16 protein-coding genes are annotated in these 15,507 nt (G+C 71.0%); 3 read left to right on the forward strand and 13 right to left on the reverse strand.

Annotation, left to right across the window (positions count from 1 at the left end; translation table 11 throughout):
- Positions 1-92: 92 nt before the first annotated feature.
- Positions 93-992, reverse strand: coding sequence for a glycerophosphodiester phosphodiesterase family protein (locus tag MK786_RS15450; RefSeq protein WP_241113122.1), 900 nt, complete (start codon positions 990-992; stop codon positions 93-95).
- A gap of 79 nt (positions 993-1,071) precedes the next feature.
- Complete coding sequence (coaBC, locus tag MK786_RS15455; protein WP_241113142.1) at positions 1,072-2,298, reverse strand: bifunctional phosphopantothenoylcysteine decarboxylase/phosphopantothenate--cysteine ligase CoaBC; 1,227 nt, start codon at positions 2,296-2,298, stop codon at positions 1,072-1,074.
- Between the two features lie 51 nt (positions 2,299-2,349).
- Between coaBC and MK786_RS15460 the strand changes: the two genes are divergently transcribed.
- Entirely contained in the window at positions 2,350-3,063 is a 714-nt protein-coding gene (locus MK786_RS15460) for an NRDE family protein (RefSeq protein WP_241113123.1), read from the forward strand.
- 103 nt (positions 3,064-3,166) lie between these two features.
- Here the strand turns inward: MK786_RS15460 and MK786_RS15465 are convergent, their stop codons facing one another.
- From MK786_RS15465 to MK786_RS15490, 6 genes are read right to left on the reverse strand one after another with little or no spacing between them, the layout of a single operon-like run.
- Positions 3,167-4,030 (reverse strand): aldehyde dehydrogenase, encoded by an 864-nt coding sequence (locus MK786_RS15465; RefSeq protein ID WP_241113124.1) that lies wholly within the window; start codon positions 4,028-4,030, stop codon positions 3,167-3,169.
- On the reverse strand, positions 4,027-5,469 hold the full coding sequence (locus tag MK786_RS15470) for an aldehyde dehydrogenase family protein (RefSeq protein WP_241113125.1): 1,443 nt from the start codon (positions 5,467-5,469) through the stop codon (positions 4,027-4,029). Before MK786_RS15470 ends, MK786_RS15465 begins: the two co-directional genes overlap by 4 nt.
- A 31-nt stretch (positions 5,470-5,500) precedes the next feature.
- Positions 5,501-6,508 (reverse strand): deoxyribose-phosphate aldolase, encoded by a 1,008-nt coding sequence (gene deoC / locus MK786_RS15475; protein ID WP_241113126.1) that lies wholly within the window; start codon positions 6,506-6,508, stop codon positions 5,501-5,503.
- A 43-nt stretch (positions 6,509-6,551) separates the two neighbouring features.
- Complete coding sequence (locus MK786_RS15480; protein WP_241113127.1) at positions 6,552-6,932, reverse strand: hypothetical protein; 381 nt, start codon at positions 6,930-6,932, stop codon at positions 6,552-6,554.
- Between the two features lie 46 nt (positions 6,933-6,978).
- Entirely contained in the window at positions 6,979-7,938 is a 960-nt protein-coding gene (locus tag MK786_RS15485) for a bifunctional riboflavin kinase/FAD synthetase (protein ID WP_241113128.1), read from the reverse strand.
- Positions 7,935-8,384: a hypothetical protein gene (locus MK786_RS15490; RefSeq protein WP_241113129.1), complete on the reverse strand. Its 450-nt coding sequence runs from the start codon at positions 8,382-8,384 to the stop codon at positions 7,935-7,937. Before MK786_RS15490 ends, MK786_RS15485 begins: the two co-directional genes overlap by 4 nt.
- A gap of 161 nt (positions 8,385-8,545) precedes the next feature.
- Between MK786_RS15490 and MK786_RS15495 the strand changes: the two genes are divergently transcribed.
- A complete protein-coding gene (locus MK786_RS15495; protein WP_241113130.1) occupies positions 8,546-9,631 on the forward strand; it encodes a peptidoglycan DD-metalloendopeptidase family protein in 1,086 nt (361 codons plus the stop codon).
- Between the two features lie 12 nt (positions 9,632-9,643).
- On the opposite strand, the gene MK786_RS15500 is transcribed toward MK786_RS15495, so the two are convergent.
- Genes MK786_RS15500 through MK786_RS15510 form a run of 3 tightly spaced genes read right to left on the reverse strand, consistent with a single transcriptional unit; the run spans position 9,644 to position 11,582 of the window.
- On the reverse strand, positions 9,644-10,012 hold the full coding sequence (locus MK786_RS15500) for a hypothetical protein (RefSeq protein WP_241113131.1): 369 nt from the start codon (positions 10,010-10,012) through the stop codon (positions 9,644-9,646).
- Positions 10,009-10,896 carry a tRNA pseudouridine(55) synthase TruB gene (gene truB / locus MK786_RS15505; protein ID WP_241113132.1) on the reverse strand — a complete coding sequence of 296 codons (888 nt, stop codon included), beginning with the start codon at positions 10,894-10,896 and terminating at the stop codon, positions 10,009-10,011. The genes MK786_RS15500 and truB overlap by 4 nt, the downstream gene beginning before the upstream one ends.
- Positions 10,896-11,582 carry a uridine kinase gene (locus MK786_RS15510; RefSeq protein WP_241113133.1) on the reverse strand — a complete coding sequence of 229 codons (687 nt, stop codon included), beginning with the start codon at positions 11,580-11,582 and terminating at the stop codon, positions 10,896-10,898. The genes truB and MK786_RS15510 overlap by 1 nt, the downstream gene beginning before the upstream one ends.
- 23 nt (positions 11,583-11,605) lie before the next feature.
- Between MK786_RS15510 and MK786_RS15515 the strand changes: the two genes are divergently transcribed.
- Complete coding sequence (locus MK786_RS15515; protein ID WP_241113134.1) at positions 11,606-12,472, forward strand: A/G-specific adenine glycosylase; 867 nt, start codon at positions 11,606-11,608, stop codon at positions 12,470-12,472.
- Between the two features lie 3 nt (positions 12,473-12,475).
- Here MK786_RS15515 and rbfA read toward each other — a convergent pair whose 3' ends face one another.
- The gene (rbfA, locus tag MK786_RS15520; RefSeq protein ID WP_241113135.1) at positions 12,476-12,937 is read right to left on the reverse strand and encodes a 30S ribosome-binding factor RbfA; all 462 of its coding nucleotides are present in this window, start codon (positions 12,935-12,937) and stop codon (positions 12,476-12,478) included.
- A 55-nt stretch (positions 12,938-12,992) separates the two neighbouring features.
- Positions 12,993-15,507, reverse strand: a 2,515-nt coding sequence (infB, locus tag MK786_RS15525) for a translation initiation factor IF-2 (protein ID WP_241113136.1), incomplete at its 5' end; no start/stop codon positions are given.

The raw sequence follows: 15,507 nt of genomic DNA on the forward strand, positions 1-15,507 counted from the left end.
GCCGCGAACGCGCGCGCCGCACACGCCGCGCCGCCACACGCGCACGGCGAGCGCACCACCGCATCCGCTCCCGGTGGAAGGGGGCTCCGGCCTCAGCGCTTCCCCGCCGACGCGCTCTGCCACTCCGACAGGGTGTGCGGGTCGTCGGTGACGATGCCGTCGACGCCGAGCGCGGTGACAGCGTCCCACTGGGCGTCCTTGTTCAGCGTGTACACCACCACCCGGGTGCCCTCGGCATGGAGCGCATCGACGACCTCGGGGCGGGCGAGCACCGCCCTTCGGTCGACGATGATTCCCCGGGCACCGGCCTGCTGGGTCGCGGTCACGACGTCCTTCGGCAGGTGCTTGAGGATGAGCAGTCGCGGCACGACGTCGGAGGCCGCGGCCGACAGGGCCAGGCTGCGCGCGTCGAAGCTCGCGATCGCGACGCGCGACGCGAGGTCGCGAGAGGTCACCTCGGCCAGTGCGCGGCCGGCGGCCGCGGCATCCCACTCCCCCTTCAACTCGATGATGGCGCGACCCCCGGACTGCGCGAGCAGGTCGAGGAACTCGACCAGCGTCGGCACGCGCGTGCCGGCGAAGCTCGGATCGAACCACGACCCCGCGTCGAGCGCGCGCACCTCGGCGAGGGTGAGGGAGTCGAGGCGTCCGGTGCCGTTCGTCGTGCGGTCCACTCTGGCGTCGTGCATCAGCACCGGATGCCCGTCAGCCGTGAGCGCGACGTCGACCTCGACGTACTCGAACCCGCCCGCGAGCGCGGCGGAGACGGCGGCCAGCGTGTTCTCGGGCGCCGTCGCGCCGCCGCCGCGGTGGCTCGCGATGAACGCGGCATCGCCCGGGGTTCGTGGATCGCCGAGCAGTTCGGTCGCGCTGACTCTGGCGGGACTCGCGCCGAGGAAGGCGATCACAAGGCTCGCGACAGCGAGCACGCACACGACGAGCAGGGCGTGGATCCGGTCGCGTGGGCGATCGGAAGCCGCGGAGTAGGGCATCGGGCATGTCCTCCGGGTCTTTCACCACGTCTCCGTCGACGTGGGTGCGGACCACTCTACATGCGCCGTTACCTTTTCGTTACTTAGTTTTCGCGCGGGTTCTCCGCACGGCGTCCCAGAGGGCGTCGGCGACCTCGCGCTTCGAGCCGCGTGCGTCGGCGATGACCTCGCCGCCCGCACCGAGCAGCACTACTTCGTTGTCGTCGGACTCGAATCCCCGCGACCACCCGACGTGGTTGACAGCGAGCAGATCGGCGCCCTTGCGTGCCGCCTTGCGGCGTCCGCGGTCGAGCAGCGTCTCGCCGTCGCTCGGCGTCTCGGCCGCGAAGCCGACCACCGTCTGACCGTCGCGGCGCGCGCGCACGAGACCCGCCAGGATGTCGTCGTTCTCGATCAGGTGCAGCGTGATCCCCGGGCCCGTGGCCGCTTCCTTCGCCAGCTTCGCGTCGGACACCTCCGCCACGCGGTAGTCGGCGACCGCCGCGGCCATGACGATCACGTCGGCGCCGGGTGCGGCATCCGTCACCGCATCCCGGAGTTCGATCGCGGTTCCCGAGCGCAGGACCGTCAGACGAGGATGAGCGGATGCCTCGGCCAGCACGCCCTCGTCGACGTGGGCGGCGATGAGCACGACGTCAGCACCGCGGTCGGCGGCCGAGAGCGCGACGGCGACCCCCTGCTTGCCGCTCGAACGATTGCCGATGAAGCGCACGGGATCGATCGGCTCGCGCGTGCCGCCCGCGGTGACGACCACGCGCAGGCCGGTGAGGTCACCGGTCGGTGCGGCGACGGCGGCGAGCGCCTGCTCGAAGATCTGCTCGGGCTCCGACATGCGTCCCGGCCCGCTGTCGCCGCCGGTGAGCTCGCCGTCGGCGGGTCCGACCATGAGCACGCCCCGCGACCGCAGCGTGGCGATGTTCGCGACCGTCGCGGGGTGCCGCCACATCTCGGTGTGCATCGCCGGTGCCACGACGACCGGTGCCGTGGTCGCGAGTAGGGTCGTTCCCAGGAGATCATCCGCCAGGCCGGTGGCCATCTTCGCCAGGGTGTTCGCGGTGGCGGGCGCCACGATCACGAGATCGGCCGACTGGCCGAGCGCGACGTGGCGGACGCGCGCGACGTCATCGTGGACGGAGGTCGTCACGGGGTGACGGCTGATCGCCTCCCACGTCGGCAGTCCGACGAAGCGCACGGCATCGTCGGTCGGCACGACGTGCACCTCATGGCCCTCCTTCACGAGGAGGCGCACGAGGTGCACCGTCTTGTAGGCGGCGATCCCGCCCGTGACTCCGACGACGACGAACACCATCCGATCTTGGCACGACCTCGATCCCCGCAGACAGGAGAAGCCCGCGCGATGTGCACCGTGGTCATCCGCGTTCCCGATTCTGCCGACGAGCCGACGCGCGTGCTGGCGATCCGCGACGAGGATCCCGAGCGCCCCTGGAACGCTCTCGGCCCCTGGTGGCCCGAGAGCGAGGGCGTCGTGGGTGTGCGCGATGCGCGCGCCGGCGGCGCGTGGCTGGCGGCGGATCCGGAGACGCGGCGGCTGTCGGTGCTGCTGAACCGTGCGGATGTCGCGACCCGGCCGGAGTCGGAGCTCATCTCGCGCGGCGGCATCGTGCTCGAGTCGGTGCTCGACCGATCGCCCGAGGGCGAGCCGCCGACCCACGGCTTCAACCTCGTCGAGGTGCGGGCCGGCGGCTCGCGCGTGCTGACCTGGGACGGCGACGTGCTGCGCACGACCGACCTCGCACCGGGCACGCACATGATCGCCCACGACGACGTCGACGACCCCGCGACCCCGCGCATCGCGCGCTGGCTCGACGACTTCCGGGCCGCGCCCGCCGGCGGCGGAGAGCGGTGGTGGGATGCCTGGCTCGGCGTGCTCCGGCGTTCGGCCGAGCTCGAGCCGACGGACGATCGCGCGATCATCCGCGACAACCGGCCGCTCGGCTACCCGACGCTCTCGCTGCTGGCGTGCGTCGCGTCGGTGTCGCCGGACGGTCTCGAGGTCGCCTACGGCGAACTGGCCGAGCCCGGTCACTGGGACGAGCTCGACCTGGCCTGAGCGCGCGTACGCTGCGGGCTTCGCGCGGCCGAAACCTGCACGCGCGGCCGTCAGCGGCGGGCGCGGATGCAGATTTCGAGAGCGCGGACGAACCCGCCCGCGGTCAGATCAGGCTCTTGGTGTGCCAGACCGTCTTCGTCTCGGTGAACGCGGCGATGCGCTCGAGGCTCGGGGACGCGGCATCCTTCCCCTGCTCGGGCGGGAGCACCCGCGTGAGCGTCTCGGCGGCCGCGATCTGGAGGTCGATCCAGTCGAGGTCGCCGGCGCCGACCAGGTCGAGGCCATGCACGTCGGGGTGCGACGCGAGCCACGGCGCGATCTCGGCGGGCGATCCCGTGAGCACGTTGACCACTCCGCCGGGCACGTCGCTCGTCGCGAGCACCTCGGCGAGGCTGATCGCCGACAGCGGGAAGCGCTGGGATGCGATGACGACGACCGAGTTGCCCGATACGAGCGCGGGCGCGATGGCCGACACGAGCCCGACGAGCGCGGTGTCCTGCGGCGCGACGACCGCGACGACGCCGGTGGGCTCGGGCACCGAGATGTTGAAGTACGGCCCGGCGACCGGGTTGCCGTTGCCGGCGACCTGGCCGAACTTGTCGCACCAGCCGGCGTACCAGACCCAGCGATCGATCGCCTCGTCGACCTCGGCGGTGGCGCCGGCCGACGAGACGCCGGTCTGCTGCACGATCTCGTCGGTGAACTGCGCCTTGCGGCCCTCGAGGATCTCGGCGACGCGGTACAGCACCTGGCCGCGGTTGTAGGCGGTCGCTCCCGACCAGCCCTTCACCGCCCCTCGGGCGGCGGTGACGGCGTCGCGGGCGTCCTTGCGCGACGCGAGCGCGGCGTTCGCGAGGAAGTCGCCCTTGGCCGAGGCGACCTCGTAGGTGCGCCCCGACTCGCTGCGCGGGAAGGCGCCGCCGATGTAGAGCTTGTACGTCTTCGGCACGGTCAGTCGCTTGGTCATGACGCCGCTCCCTTCAGGTAGGCGAGCAGGCCGTGCCTGCCGCCCTCTCGGCCGTAACCCGACTCCTTGTAGCCGCCGAACGGCGAGGACGGGTCGAAGCGGTTGAACGTGTTCGCCCAGATGACACCGGCGCGCAGCCGGTCGGCGACCGCGAGGATGCGCGAGCCCTTGTCGGTCCAGATCCCGGCCGAGAGGCCGTAGGGCGTGTTGTTCGCCTTCTCGATGGCCTCGCCCGGAGTGCGGAACGTCAGCACCGAGAGCACCGGGCCGAAGATCTCGTCGCGTGCGATGCGATGGCTCGCCTGCACGTTGGTGAAGATCGTCGGTGCGAACCAGAACCCGTTCTCGGGGATCACGCAGTCTGCGCTCCAGCGCACCGCCCCCTCCTCCTCGCCGATGCGGCTGAGCTCCCGGATGCGGTCGAGCTGCTCACGCGAGTTGATCGCGCCGATGTCGGTGTTCTTGTCGAGCGGGTCGCCCAGCCGCAGCGTCGACAGACGCTGCTTCAGCCGATCCACGACCTCGTCGTGCACCGACTCCTGCACCAGCAGGCGGCTGCCCGCGCAGCACACGTGGCCTTGGTTGAAGAAGATGCCGTTGACGATGCCCTCGATAGCCTGATCGATGGGGGCGTCTTCGAACACGATGTTCGCGGCCTTGCCGCCCAGCTCGAGTGTGAGCTTCTTGTCGGTGCCGGCGACGGCCTTCGCGATCTCGCGCCCGACCGGCGTCGAGCCGGTGAAGGCGACCTTGTTGACATCGGGATGCCTCACCAGCGCTGCGCCGGTCGCGCCCGCGCCGGTCACGATGTTCACGACACCTCGCGGCAGGTCGGCCTGCTGCAGGATCTCGGCGAAGATGAGGGCCGACAGCGGCGTGGTCTCGGCGGGCTTGATCACGACGGTGTTGCCTGCGGCGAGCGCCGGGGCGATCTTCCACGCGAGCATGAGCAGCGGGAAGTTCCACGGGATGACCTGACCGGCCACGCCGAGCGAGCGGGGGTTCGCACCGAGGCCCGCGTAGTCGAGCTTGTCGGCCCAGCCGGCGTAGTAGAAGAACCAGGCGGCGACGAGCGGAACGTCGACGTCGCGGCTCTCCTTGATCGGCTTTCCGTTGTCGAGGCTCTCGGCCACGGCGAGCTCCCTCGCGCGCTCCTGCACGAGACGGGCGATGCGGAAGAGGTACTTCCCGCGGTCACGGCCGCTCAGCTTGGACCACGTCTTGTCGTACGCGCGGCGGGCGGCCGCGACGGCGGCGTCGACATCGGCGTCGGTCGCCGTGGCGATCGTGGCGATGTGCTTCTCGTCGGCGGGCGAGATCGAGGCGAACGACTCGCCGCCGCCGGGCCGGAACTCGCCGTCGATGAACAGCCCGTACTCGTCGCGCAGATTGAGGATCGCCCGCGATTCGGGGGCGGGTGCGTATTCGAGGAAACTCATGATTCTCCTGGTTGCTGAGCTCGTGCGAGCGTCAGTCGATCGTCACGTAGTCGGTGCCGGAGTAGTGCCCGCTGGAGAGCTTCTGACGCTGCAGCAGCACGTCGTTGAGCAGGCTGGAGGCGCCATATCGGAAGAGGTGCGGCTGCAGCCACTCCTCACCCACTGTCTCGGCGACGGTCACGAGGTACTTGATGGCGTCCTTGGAGGTGCGGATGCCGCCGGCCGGCTTGACTCCGACCTTCTCGCCGGTCGCGCGGTGCCAGTCGCGCACGACCTCGAGCATGAGCAGGGTCACCGGCAAGGTGGCCGCAGGCTGCACCTTTCCGGTGGACGTCTTGATGAAGTCGCCGCCGGCGAGGATCGACAGCCACGACGCGCGCTTGACGTTGTCGTAGGTGTTGAGCTCGCCGGTCTCGAGGATGACCTTCAGCGAGGCGTAGGTGCCGTCCTCCCGACGGCAGGCTTCCTTCACGCGCGCGATCTGGTCGAACACCAGGCCGTAGCGCCCGGCGAGGAAGGCACCGCGGTCGATGACCATGTCGATCTCGTCGGCGCCCGCGGCGACGGCGTCGGCCGTGTCGGCGAGCTTGATCTCGAGCGACGACCGGCCGCTCGGGAACGCGGTCGCGACCGCCGCCACGCTCACCCCGCCCTCGTCGGGGTCGCCGTGCGCGGCGCCGAGCGCCTCGACCGCATAGGGCACCATGTCGCCGTAGACGCACACCGCTGCCACGCGCGGGCACGTCGGGTCGGAGGCATCCGGATTCAGGGCCTTCGCAACCAGCGACCGCACCTTGCCGGGGGTGTCGGCGCCTTCGAGCGTCGTGAGGTCGATGAGCTCGATGATCTTGTCGAGCGCCCACGCCTTGGACGTGGTCTTGATGGAGCGGGTGCCGAGGCCGGCCGCGCGCTGTTCGAGGCCGACGGCGTCGACGCCGGGAAGGCCGTGGAGGTAGCGCCGCAGCGTCGTGTCGTCTGGCTCTCCACCGAGCAGCGCGACAGCCCGCTCGGGCAGTGTCTGCAGGTCGGTCCGGCTCATGGTGCTCCCTCTGTCGTGTGGCGTGGGCGAGGGCGAGGCCGCCTCACCCGCTCGCGCGCGTCGCTGTCCGCTCATCCGCAATCATCCTCGAGTGCCTCAGCAGGACGATCACGCCGATTCCGACGACCACCACGAACGCGATGGTCAGGCTCGTGAAAGCGAACCAGTTGTCGTCGAGGGCCAGGACGATCCCTGCCGCGATGACCGCGATCGCCGCGGCCGCCAGCTTGGACGCGAACTTCAAGCCTACCCCGGGTGTGAGGCGCCCGGCGGGCGCGTCCCCCCTCGCGAGGATGAGGTCGGCGAACGCATCGAGCGTGGCGAGCAGCGAGGCGGAATAGGCCACGGCGCACCCCAGCGCACCCCAGAGGTTCACGGGGTTCGCGGCAGCATCCGCAGCGGCGAGGATGTCGAGGCCTGGCACGCCTCGATCGTAGGCCCGCGCGCGCGGCGAGGTCTATGGGCGCCGCTCAGCTGAGCGCCGTGCGCACCTCGGTGACGTCATGGGTCATCTGGCGGATGAGTGCGTCGATGCCGTCGAACGCGACCATTCCGCGGATGCGTCTCGCGAACTGGATCTCGACGCGGTGCCCGTACAGGTCGAGGCCCGTCTCGTCGAGCACGTAGGCCTCGACCTGGCGCACCGGCACGTCGTCGAAGGTCGGGTTGGTCCCGATGCTGATGGCGGCCGGATAGCGGATGCCGCGGCGCAGACCATCGGGTGAGCCCTCGTCGATCAGCCACCCGGCGTAGACGCCGTCGGCCGGCACGAATCCCTCGCACTCGGAGGAGAGGTTGGCAGTGGGGAAGCCGAGCTCCCGGCCCCGCTTGAGTCCGTGGACGACCTCGCCCCACACCGACGGCACGCGGCCGAGCAGCTTGGCGGCCGTCTCGACGTCGCCTTCGGCGAGGAGTTCGCGGATCCAGGTCGACGACACGCGACGGCCGGCGTCGATCGCGCGGACGTCGTCGACGACGTCGACGGTGAAGCCGAACTCGCGACCGAGCTCGGCGAGGAGCCCGGGGTCGCCCGCTCCCCCGCGTCCGAACCGGAAGTCGCGGCCGACGAGGACGGTGCGCACGCCCAGTGCGCCGACCAGGACGTGCTCGACGAACGCCCGCGCAGGAAGGTCGGCGAGGTCGCGGTCGAAGCGCAGGAGAAGCGTCGCGTCGATCCCCGTCTCGGCCAGCAGCTGCAGCTTCTGGTGCACGCCGATCAGGTCGGCGGGGCAGATCTCCGGCCGCAGAAGCGCGAGCGGGTTGCGGTCGAATGTCACAGCCACGACACGTGCGCCGCCGGTGGCGGCGTCGACGCGGGCTCGATCGATCACCGCACGGTGACCGGTGTGGACGCCGTCGAACTTGCCGATAGCCACCACCGACGGGCCGAACCGTGCGGGAATCTCCGCCGGGTCGTGGAAGACGATCATGCTCCGACCGTCGCCGGTTCGGGCGCGACGCCGTTCGCCACCGGGCGGTGGGTGATGAGCCACCACAGCCCGAAGAACGGCAGCACGAGCGGCACGAACAGGTACCCGAGCCCGAACCACGACCACACGGTCGGGTGGGCGAAGAGATCGGGCAGGAGGAACGAGAGGGCGCCCACGATGAGGACGCCCGCGAGCTCGAAGACGATCGCGATCCACGCGACGAGGTACCACGCGCGCGATCCGGCGAACACGAGCGCCAGCGTCGCGATGATGTAGACGACTGCCGAGATCGCGGAGAGCGTGTAGGCGAGCGGCGCCTCGTCGAAGCTCTGGACGATCTGGACGAACGATCGTCCTGTGGCGGCGAGCGCCATGATCGCGTACACGATGACGAGGACGCGGCCGATTCCGGTCATGCGGCGGCGGGGACGGGCAGGGGAGGTCATGTCGCGTCAATCCTAGTTGCGCCCGCGGTACGCGCTGCGCCCGTTGGCCACATACGCCTCATTCGCCACTCGAATGGACAGACACACCGTTAAGTGACAATATTCACAGCACGGAACCCGACCGCACCACCTGTCCGTCCTCGATGCCGATAGAGAACACCATGCGATCGATCCGTCCTGCCCTGCTCGCGGGCACAGCCGCCCTGGCCCTGGCCCTCGGGGGCATCGCGCCCGCTGCCGTCGCCGCCCCGCACCCCGCCGCCGCGCATCCCGCCGCGGCGGTCACCGCGACCGCGGCGACGACCTTCCGGCAGCCGATCGCCGCGAAGACCTACACCGTGTCGTCGTTCTTCGGACCGAGGTGCATCCCCGTGCCCGGGGCATCCACGTTCCACAACGGAGTGGACCTCGCAGCGAAGTCCGGCACGCCGATCTACGCCATCGCCGCAGGGGTCGTGACCGCCACGGTGAGCGGCACGGCCTCCCGCGTGGGGTACATCTCGGTGCGCCACGTGATCAGCGGCGTGGAGTACACGTCGAAGTACCTGCACATCTGGTCGGCGACGACCCGCGTCAAGGTGGGCCAGAAGGTCACCGCCGGCCAGCGCATCAGCGAGGTCGGCAACAGCGGCATCTCGTCGGGAAGCCACCTGCACCTCGAGCTCTGGCGCGCCACGCCGACCGGCTCCGTGGCCGAGAACGCCGCCGCGTTCCTGCAGGCGCGGGGCGTCGACCTGTACAAGTCCGCGACCGCCGTCTACGCCGGCAACGCGCCGGCCACCTGCACCTACTACACGACGACGGGCGTCAACTTCCGCTCCGGCCCGTCGACCTCGTCCTCGGTCCTGCGTCTGCTGCCCAAGGCCACGGCGATGGTGCACGTGCCCGGGCGGATCACCTCGGGCTTCATCCCGGTGAAGATCGGCACGCAGACGGGCTGGGTCTCGTCGAGCTACGTATCGCCGGTGAAGCCCGCCGTCCCCGCGCCGGCCGTCGTCCCGCCCACCGCACCGCCTCCGGTCGTCGTTCCGCCCACCACACCGCCGCCGGTCGTCGCAGCGGGCACGTACGCCGCCACGGCGGCGCTGAACCTTCGCGCGAGCCCGTCCACGTCCGCAGCGCGTGTGCTCCTGATTCCGAAGGGCGCGAACGTCGGCAAGATCCTCGAGTCCCGCACGGTGTGGCGCAAGGTCAGCTACGCCGGCAAGACCGGGTGGGTGCACTCGGCGTACCTCGCCAAGCGCTGACCTGACGCCGGCTCAGGCGAGCTGGACGGTCCAGATCGTGTACATGCGCCACACCATGACGGCGACCGCGAGCGCGGCGATGCCCATGATCACGGTGCTCCAGCGACTGCGCTCGAGCAGCGCCCAGCCCACCCCGGCGATCGGCAGGAGCGCTGCCGAGACGAGGTAGACCCAGAACTCCAGCAGGCTGCCCGTGGGCGAGTTCCCCACGAGGGGGGCCACGATCCCCATGACGATCTGCACGATCAGCAGCAGTTCGAGCAACGCGAGCGCGCCGACGGTGAAATCGCTCGGACGACGGCCGGCGAGTCCGGCGATGACACAGAACAATCCGGCGATCACGGCGACCGCCACCTGCACGATCGTGAACCACAGGATCATCGGGGGGCCTCCTCGGGCATGTTCATCGAACTCTTGACGTCGCCTGCGCGCTTCTCGACGACGCCGACCAGCGCGCCGTCGGGATCGATCGCCGCCGCGGGCTGAGAGCCGAGGCGCACCGCGGCGCCGGCCAGCCGCTTGCCGTGACGCAGATCGCGCGCCTCCTCGGCCGTCACGTCGAAGCGGCTCAGCACCGCGGTCGCGGCAGCAGCGGGCGCGACGAGCGGAGCGCCGTCGATCGCCTCGGCGGACGCAGCCTGCGCAACCTCGAACGGCCCGATCCGCGTGCGGCGCAGCGCGGTGAGGTGCCCGCCGACGCCGAGCACCGCACCCAGATCACGTGCGAGCGAGCGGATGTAGGTGCCGCTCGAGCAGTCCACGACCACGTCGAGGTCGACCACTGCGCCCTCGCGCCGCTCCGACAGGACGTCGAAGCGGGACACCGTGACATCGCGCGCCTTCAGCTCGACCTGCTCCCCCGCCCGGGCGAGGTCGTAGGCGCGTCGCCCATCGACCTTGATCGCGGAGTAGGTGCTCGGCACCTGCGAGATGCGGCCAGTGAGTGCGGCGATCTCCTCGGTGATGCGCGAGGAGGCGAGGGAGGAGGCATCCGTCACCGCCACGGTCTCGCCGTCGGCGTCGTCGGTGCCGGTCGCGACGCCGAGCCGGATGGTGGCCTCATAGGTCTTGTCGAGCCCGACCATGAAGGTGAGCAGGCGCGTCGCGCCTTCGACGCCGAGCACGAGCAGTCCCGTCGCCATCGGATCGAGCGTGCCGGCGTGGCCGATCTTGCGCGTTCCCAGCGCGCGCCGGGCGCGCGCGACGACGTCGTGCGAGGTCATCCCGCCGGGCTTGTCGACGAGGAGGATGCCGGATGCCGCCATCAGCAGAAGCCCCTGTACGCGCGGCGCGGGTGAGCGAGATCGCTGTTGTCGACGATGGCGGATGCCGCGAGCTGGGGCTTCGCTTCACGGAGATACAGCTCCTGGCCATGGCGATACCGCGCGTTCGCCGGCGCCGCGGGATCGGGGTCGCTGCCGTCGCGGATCGCCATGCGGGCGCACGCGACGGACTCGGGCACGTCGAGCCATACCGACCAGTGCCACAGGTTCTTCAGCTCGGGACGGTGGAGGAAGATGCCGTCGACGACGAGCACCGCGTCGCGCGGCGCTGTCACCCACTGCGACTCGACCACGGCGTCGCGCACGTGATCGAACGCGGCGAGCTGGAATCCCGTCGTCGCAGCCGTCTGGGCGCCGTCGAGGAACGGGTCGATCAGCACGCGGCGGAACGTCGCGTAGTCGTACGAGTCGTAGTAATAGCCCTCGGGGCTTCGGCGCCCGCGGGCGTAGCGTTCCGCGCGGGGCCGGTGGAACCCGTCGATGCTCGCGCGGAAGACCGCCGCTCCCTTCTCGGCGAACACCTCTGCGAAGCCGTCTGCGAACGTCGATTTCCCGGCACCGTCGATCCCGTCCACGGCGACGATCACCCGTCCGCGGGGGTAGTCGCGCTGCACCTCGTCACGCAGCTCGCGCCATAGCGTGGTGGCGGGCGTGACGGGCAGGCGCATGACTCCAGCCTAGGCTGAAAGGCATGCCCGACCTCGCGACGCCGCTCATCGCGTGGTACCGCGGGAACGCCCGCGACCTGCCGTGGCGACGCCCCGGCTTCGGCGCATGGGGCGTGCTGGTGAGCGAGTTCATGCTGCAGCAGACGCCCGTCGACCGCGTGATCCCCCACCTCGCCGCCTGGCTCGAGCGATGGCCATCCCCCGCCGATCTCGCGGCCGCCGTGCCGGCCGACGCGGTGCGCCAGTGGGCGAATCTGGGATATCCGCGGCGGGCGCTCTGGCTGCACCGCGCGGCGGTCGAGATCCGCGACCGTCACGACGGCGCAGTGCCGCGCGATGTGAACGCTCTGCTGGCGCTCACCGGCATCGGCGACTACACCGCGCGGGCGGTCGTCGTCTTCGCCTACGGAGGGCGGGCACCCGTGGTCGACACCAACACGCGTCGCGTGCTCGCTCGGGCCGTCGACGGGCGCTCGCAGCCGGCGCCGCCCGCCAAGCGCGACCTCGCCGCGATGGACGCGATCCTCCCGCCGCGCGACGGCGACGCCGCGATCGTCAATGCGGCGGCCATGGAGCTCGGCGCGCTCGTGTGCACGGCGCGCGCACCGCGGTGCGACGCGTGCCCGATAGCGGACCGCTGCGCGTGGCGCGCAGCGGGCTATCCCGACACGGGCGACGCACGCCGGCGGCAGGCGCGCTACGAGGGCAGCGACCGGCAGGCGCGTGGCGCGGTCCTGAAGGTGCTGCGGGATGCCGCGGCCCACGCCGTCCCGCTCGTGGACGTGGTGCCGGACTGGCCCGATCCGCGTCAGCGAGATCGAGCGATCGACTCGCTCATCGCGGACGGCCTGGCCGAGGCATCCGAGGGACTCCTCCGCCTGCCGTCGTGAGGATCAGTCCTCGTCGACCTCGGCCGGCGCGTCGTCGGCCTCGTCGAACTCGCGTGGCTTGACGTACGGGTCGGCGTCGCCGGCATACGTCGCCGAAGAGGCGAGCCCGGCCACGGCCGCGTCGCGCTCGCGCGCCTCGCGCAGGAGGTCGGCGATGTGGTCCGCGTTCTCGGGGATCGCGTCGGGGATGAACTCGAGCGACGGGGTGAGGCGCACGTTGAGGTGCTTGCCGACCTCGGAGCGCAGCATCCCGGTCGCCGACCGCAGCGCAGCCGCAGACGCCTCCCGCTCCTCGGGGCTGCCGAGGACCGTGTAGAACACCGACGCGTGCTGCAGGTCGCCCGTCACACGCACGTCGGTGATGGTGACGAAGCCGAGCCGCGGGTCACGCAGACCCTTCTCGAGCCTCTCGGCGAGGATCACGCGGATGCGGTCGCCCAGTCGTGCCTGACGTTCGCCGGCCATGTCCGTTCCTTTCGACAGGTGAGGGGCGCCGCCTGGCGCCCCTCACCGATTGCGATCAGCCGCGAGGCTTCTCGACCATCTCAGTGGTCTCGATCTCGTCGCCGACCTGGATGTCGTTGTACTTGCCGAGGCCGATACCGGCTTCGAAGTCCGTGCGGACCTCGGTGACATCGTCCTTGAAGCGGCGCAGCGACTCGATGGCCAGGCCATCCGCGATGACGACGCCGTCGCGGATGACGCGCGCCTTGGCGTTGCGCGTGATCGTGCCCGAGCGGACCACGACACCGGCGATGTTGCCGAACTTCGAGGAGCGGAACACCTCGCGGATCTCGGCGACACCCGACTGGACCTCTTCGAACTCCGGCTTGAGCAGTCCCTTGAGCGACTGCTCGACGTCGTCGATCGCGTTGTAGATGACCGAGTAGAAGCGCGTGTCCACGCCCTCGCGAGCGGCGCGCTCGCGCGCCTTCGTGTCGGGACGCACGTTGAAGCCGATGATGATCGCGTTGTCGATCGTCGCCAGGTTCACGTCGGACTCGGTGATCGCGCCGACGCCGCGGTGGATGATCCGCAGCTGCACGGAGTCGTCGACCTCGATCTTGAGGAGCGACTCCTCGAGCGCCTCGACGGCACCCGACACGTCGCCCTTGATGATGAGGTTGAGCGACTCGACCTTGCCCTCTTCGAGGGCACGGGTGAAGTCCTCGAGCGAGATGCGCTTGCGGGCCTTGGCCAGCTGGGCGTTGCGCTCGGCGGCCTCACGCTTCTCAGCGATCTGGCGGGCCGTGCGGTCCTCCTCGGTCACGATGAACGTGTCGCCGGCGCGCGGCACCGAGTTCAGGCCCTGCACCTGGACCGGACGGGACGGAGCGGCCTCGAGGACGGCGTCGCCGTTCTCGTCGGCCATCGCACGGACACGGCCGTACGCCGTGCCCGCCACGATCGCGTCGCCCACCCGGAGCGTTCCGGACTGGATGAGCACGGTCGCCACTGCACCGCGGCCCTTGTCGAGCTTGGCCTCGATCGCGACACCACGGGCGTCCTTGTTCGGGTTGGCTGTGAGGTCGAGACCCGCGTCGGCCGTGAGCAGGACGGCGTCGAGGAGCTCCTGGATGCCGGTTCCCTGACGGGCCGAGACATCCACGAACATGACGTCGCCGCCGTACTCCTCGGCGACCAGGCCGTACTCGGTGAGCTGCTGGCGCACCTTGGCCGGGTTGGCTTCGGGCTTGTCGACCTTGTTGACCGCGACCACGATCGGCACGTTGGCCGCCTGGGCGTGGTTCAGCGCCTCGACCGTCTGCGGCATGATGCCGTCGTCGGCCGCGACCACCAGGATCGCGAGGTCGGTCACCTGCGCACCACGGGCACGCATGGCGGTGAACGCCTCGTGACCCGGGGTGTCGATGAAGGTGATCGCGCGCTCGATGCCCTCGTGCTCGGTCCAGACCTGGTAGGCGCCGATGTGCTGCGTGATGCCGCCGGCCTCGCCCGCGACCACATTGGTCTGGCGGATGGCGTCGAGCAGCCGCGTCTTACCGTGGTCGACGTGACCCATCACGGTCACGACCGGCGGACGGATCTCGAGGTCGTCCTCGCTCTCGGCCTCCAGCTCGGCTTCGAGGTCGAGACCGAAGCCCTCGAGGAGCTCCTTGTCTTCGTCCTCGGGCGAGACCATCTGGATCTTGTAGCCGAGCTCCTCGCCGAGCACCTCGAACGTCGCCTCATCCAGCGACTCGGTCGCCGTGGCCATCTCGCCGAGGTTGAAGAGGATCGTCACGAGCGTGCCGGGCTGGACGGTGTAGCCGTTCAGGGCCTCCAGCTTGTCGGCGAAGTCGGCGATGGAGGCACCGCGGCGCAGGCGGATGATCTCGCCGTTGCCCTTCGAGACGTTGACACCACCGACGACGGGCGCCGACCGCATCTCGAATTCCTGACGCTTCGCACGACGCGACTTGCGCTGCTTCGACTTGCCGCCGCCCTTGCCGAAGGCACCCGCGGTACCACCGCCGGGACCGCGGCCACGACCGCCGCCACCGGGACGACCGGCGAACCCGCCGGGAGCACCGCCGGGAGCACCAGGACGCTGGAACCCGCCGCCGGCACCGCCGGGACGACCGGGACCACCAGGACGCTGCTGGAAGGGTGCGCCGGGACGACCGCCGCCACCGGGACGACCGCCGCCACCCGGGCGCGGAGCGCCGGGACGGGGCGCTCCGGGGCGCGGCGCCTGCGGACGCGGGATGTTGCCGGGGTTCGGACGCTGGCCCATGCCCTGCGCCGAGGCGAACGGGTTGTTGCCCGGACGCGGGCCGGCGGGACGCTGGCCCATGCCCTGCGAGGAGGCGAAGGGGTTGTTGCCGGGGCGCGGAGCGCCTGCACCGCCGCCGGGGCGGGGAGCGCCGGGGGTCGGGGCGCCGGGGGTCGGTGCGCCGGGCTTGGCTGCGGGGGCGCTCGGCGCGGGGGCGGAGGGAGCCGCAGCCTCGGGGGCGGCCGCAGCCGGAGCCTCGGGCGCAGGCGTCTGGGCAGCCGGAGCCGGAGCCGGAGCGGGCGCTGCGGGCGCCTTTGCT

Source organism: Microbacterium sp. CFH 31415 (genome assembly GCF_022538185.1).
Lineage (GTDB): Bacteria > Actinomycetota > Actinomycetes > Actinomycetales > Microbacteriaceae > Microbacterium.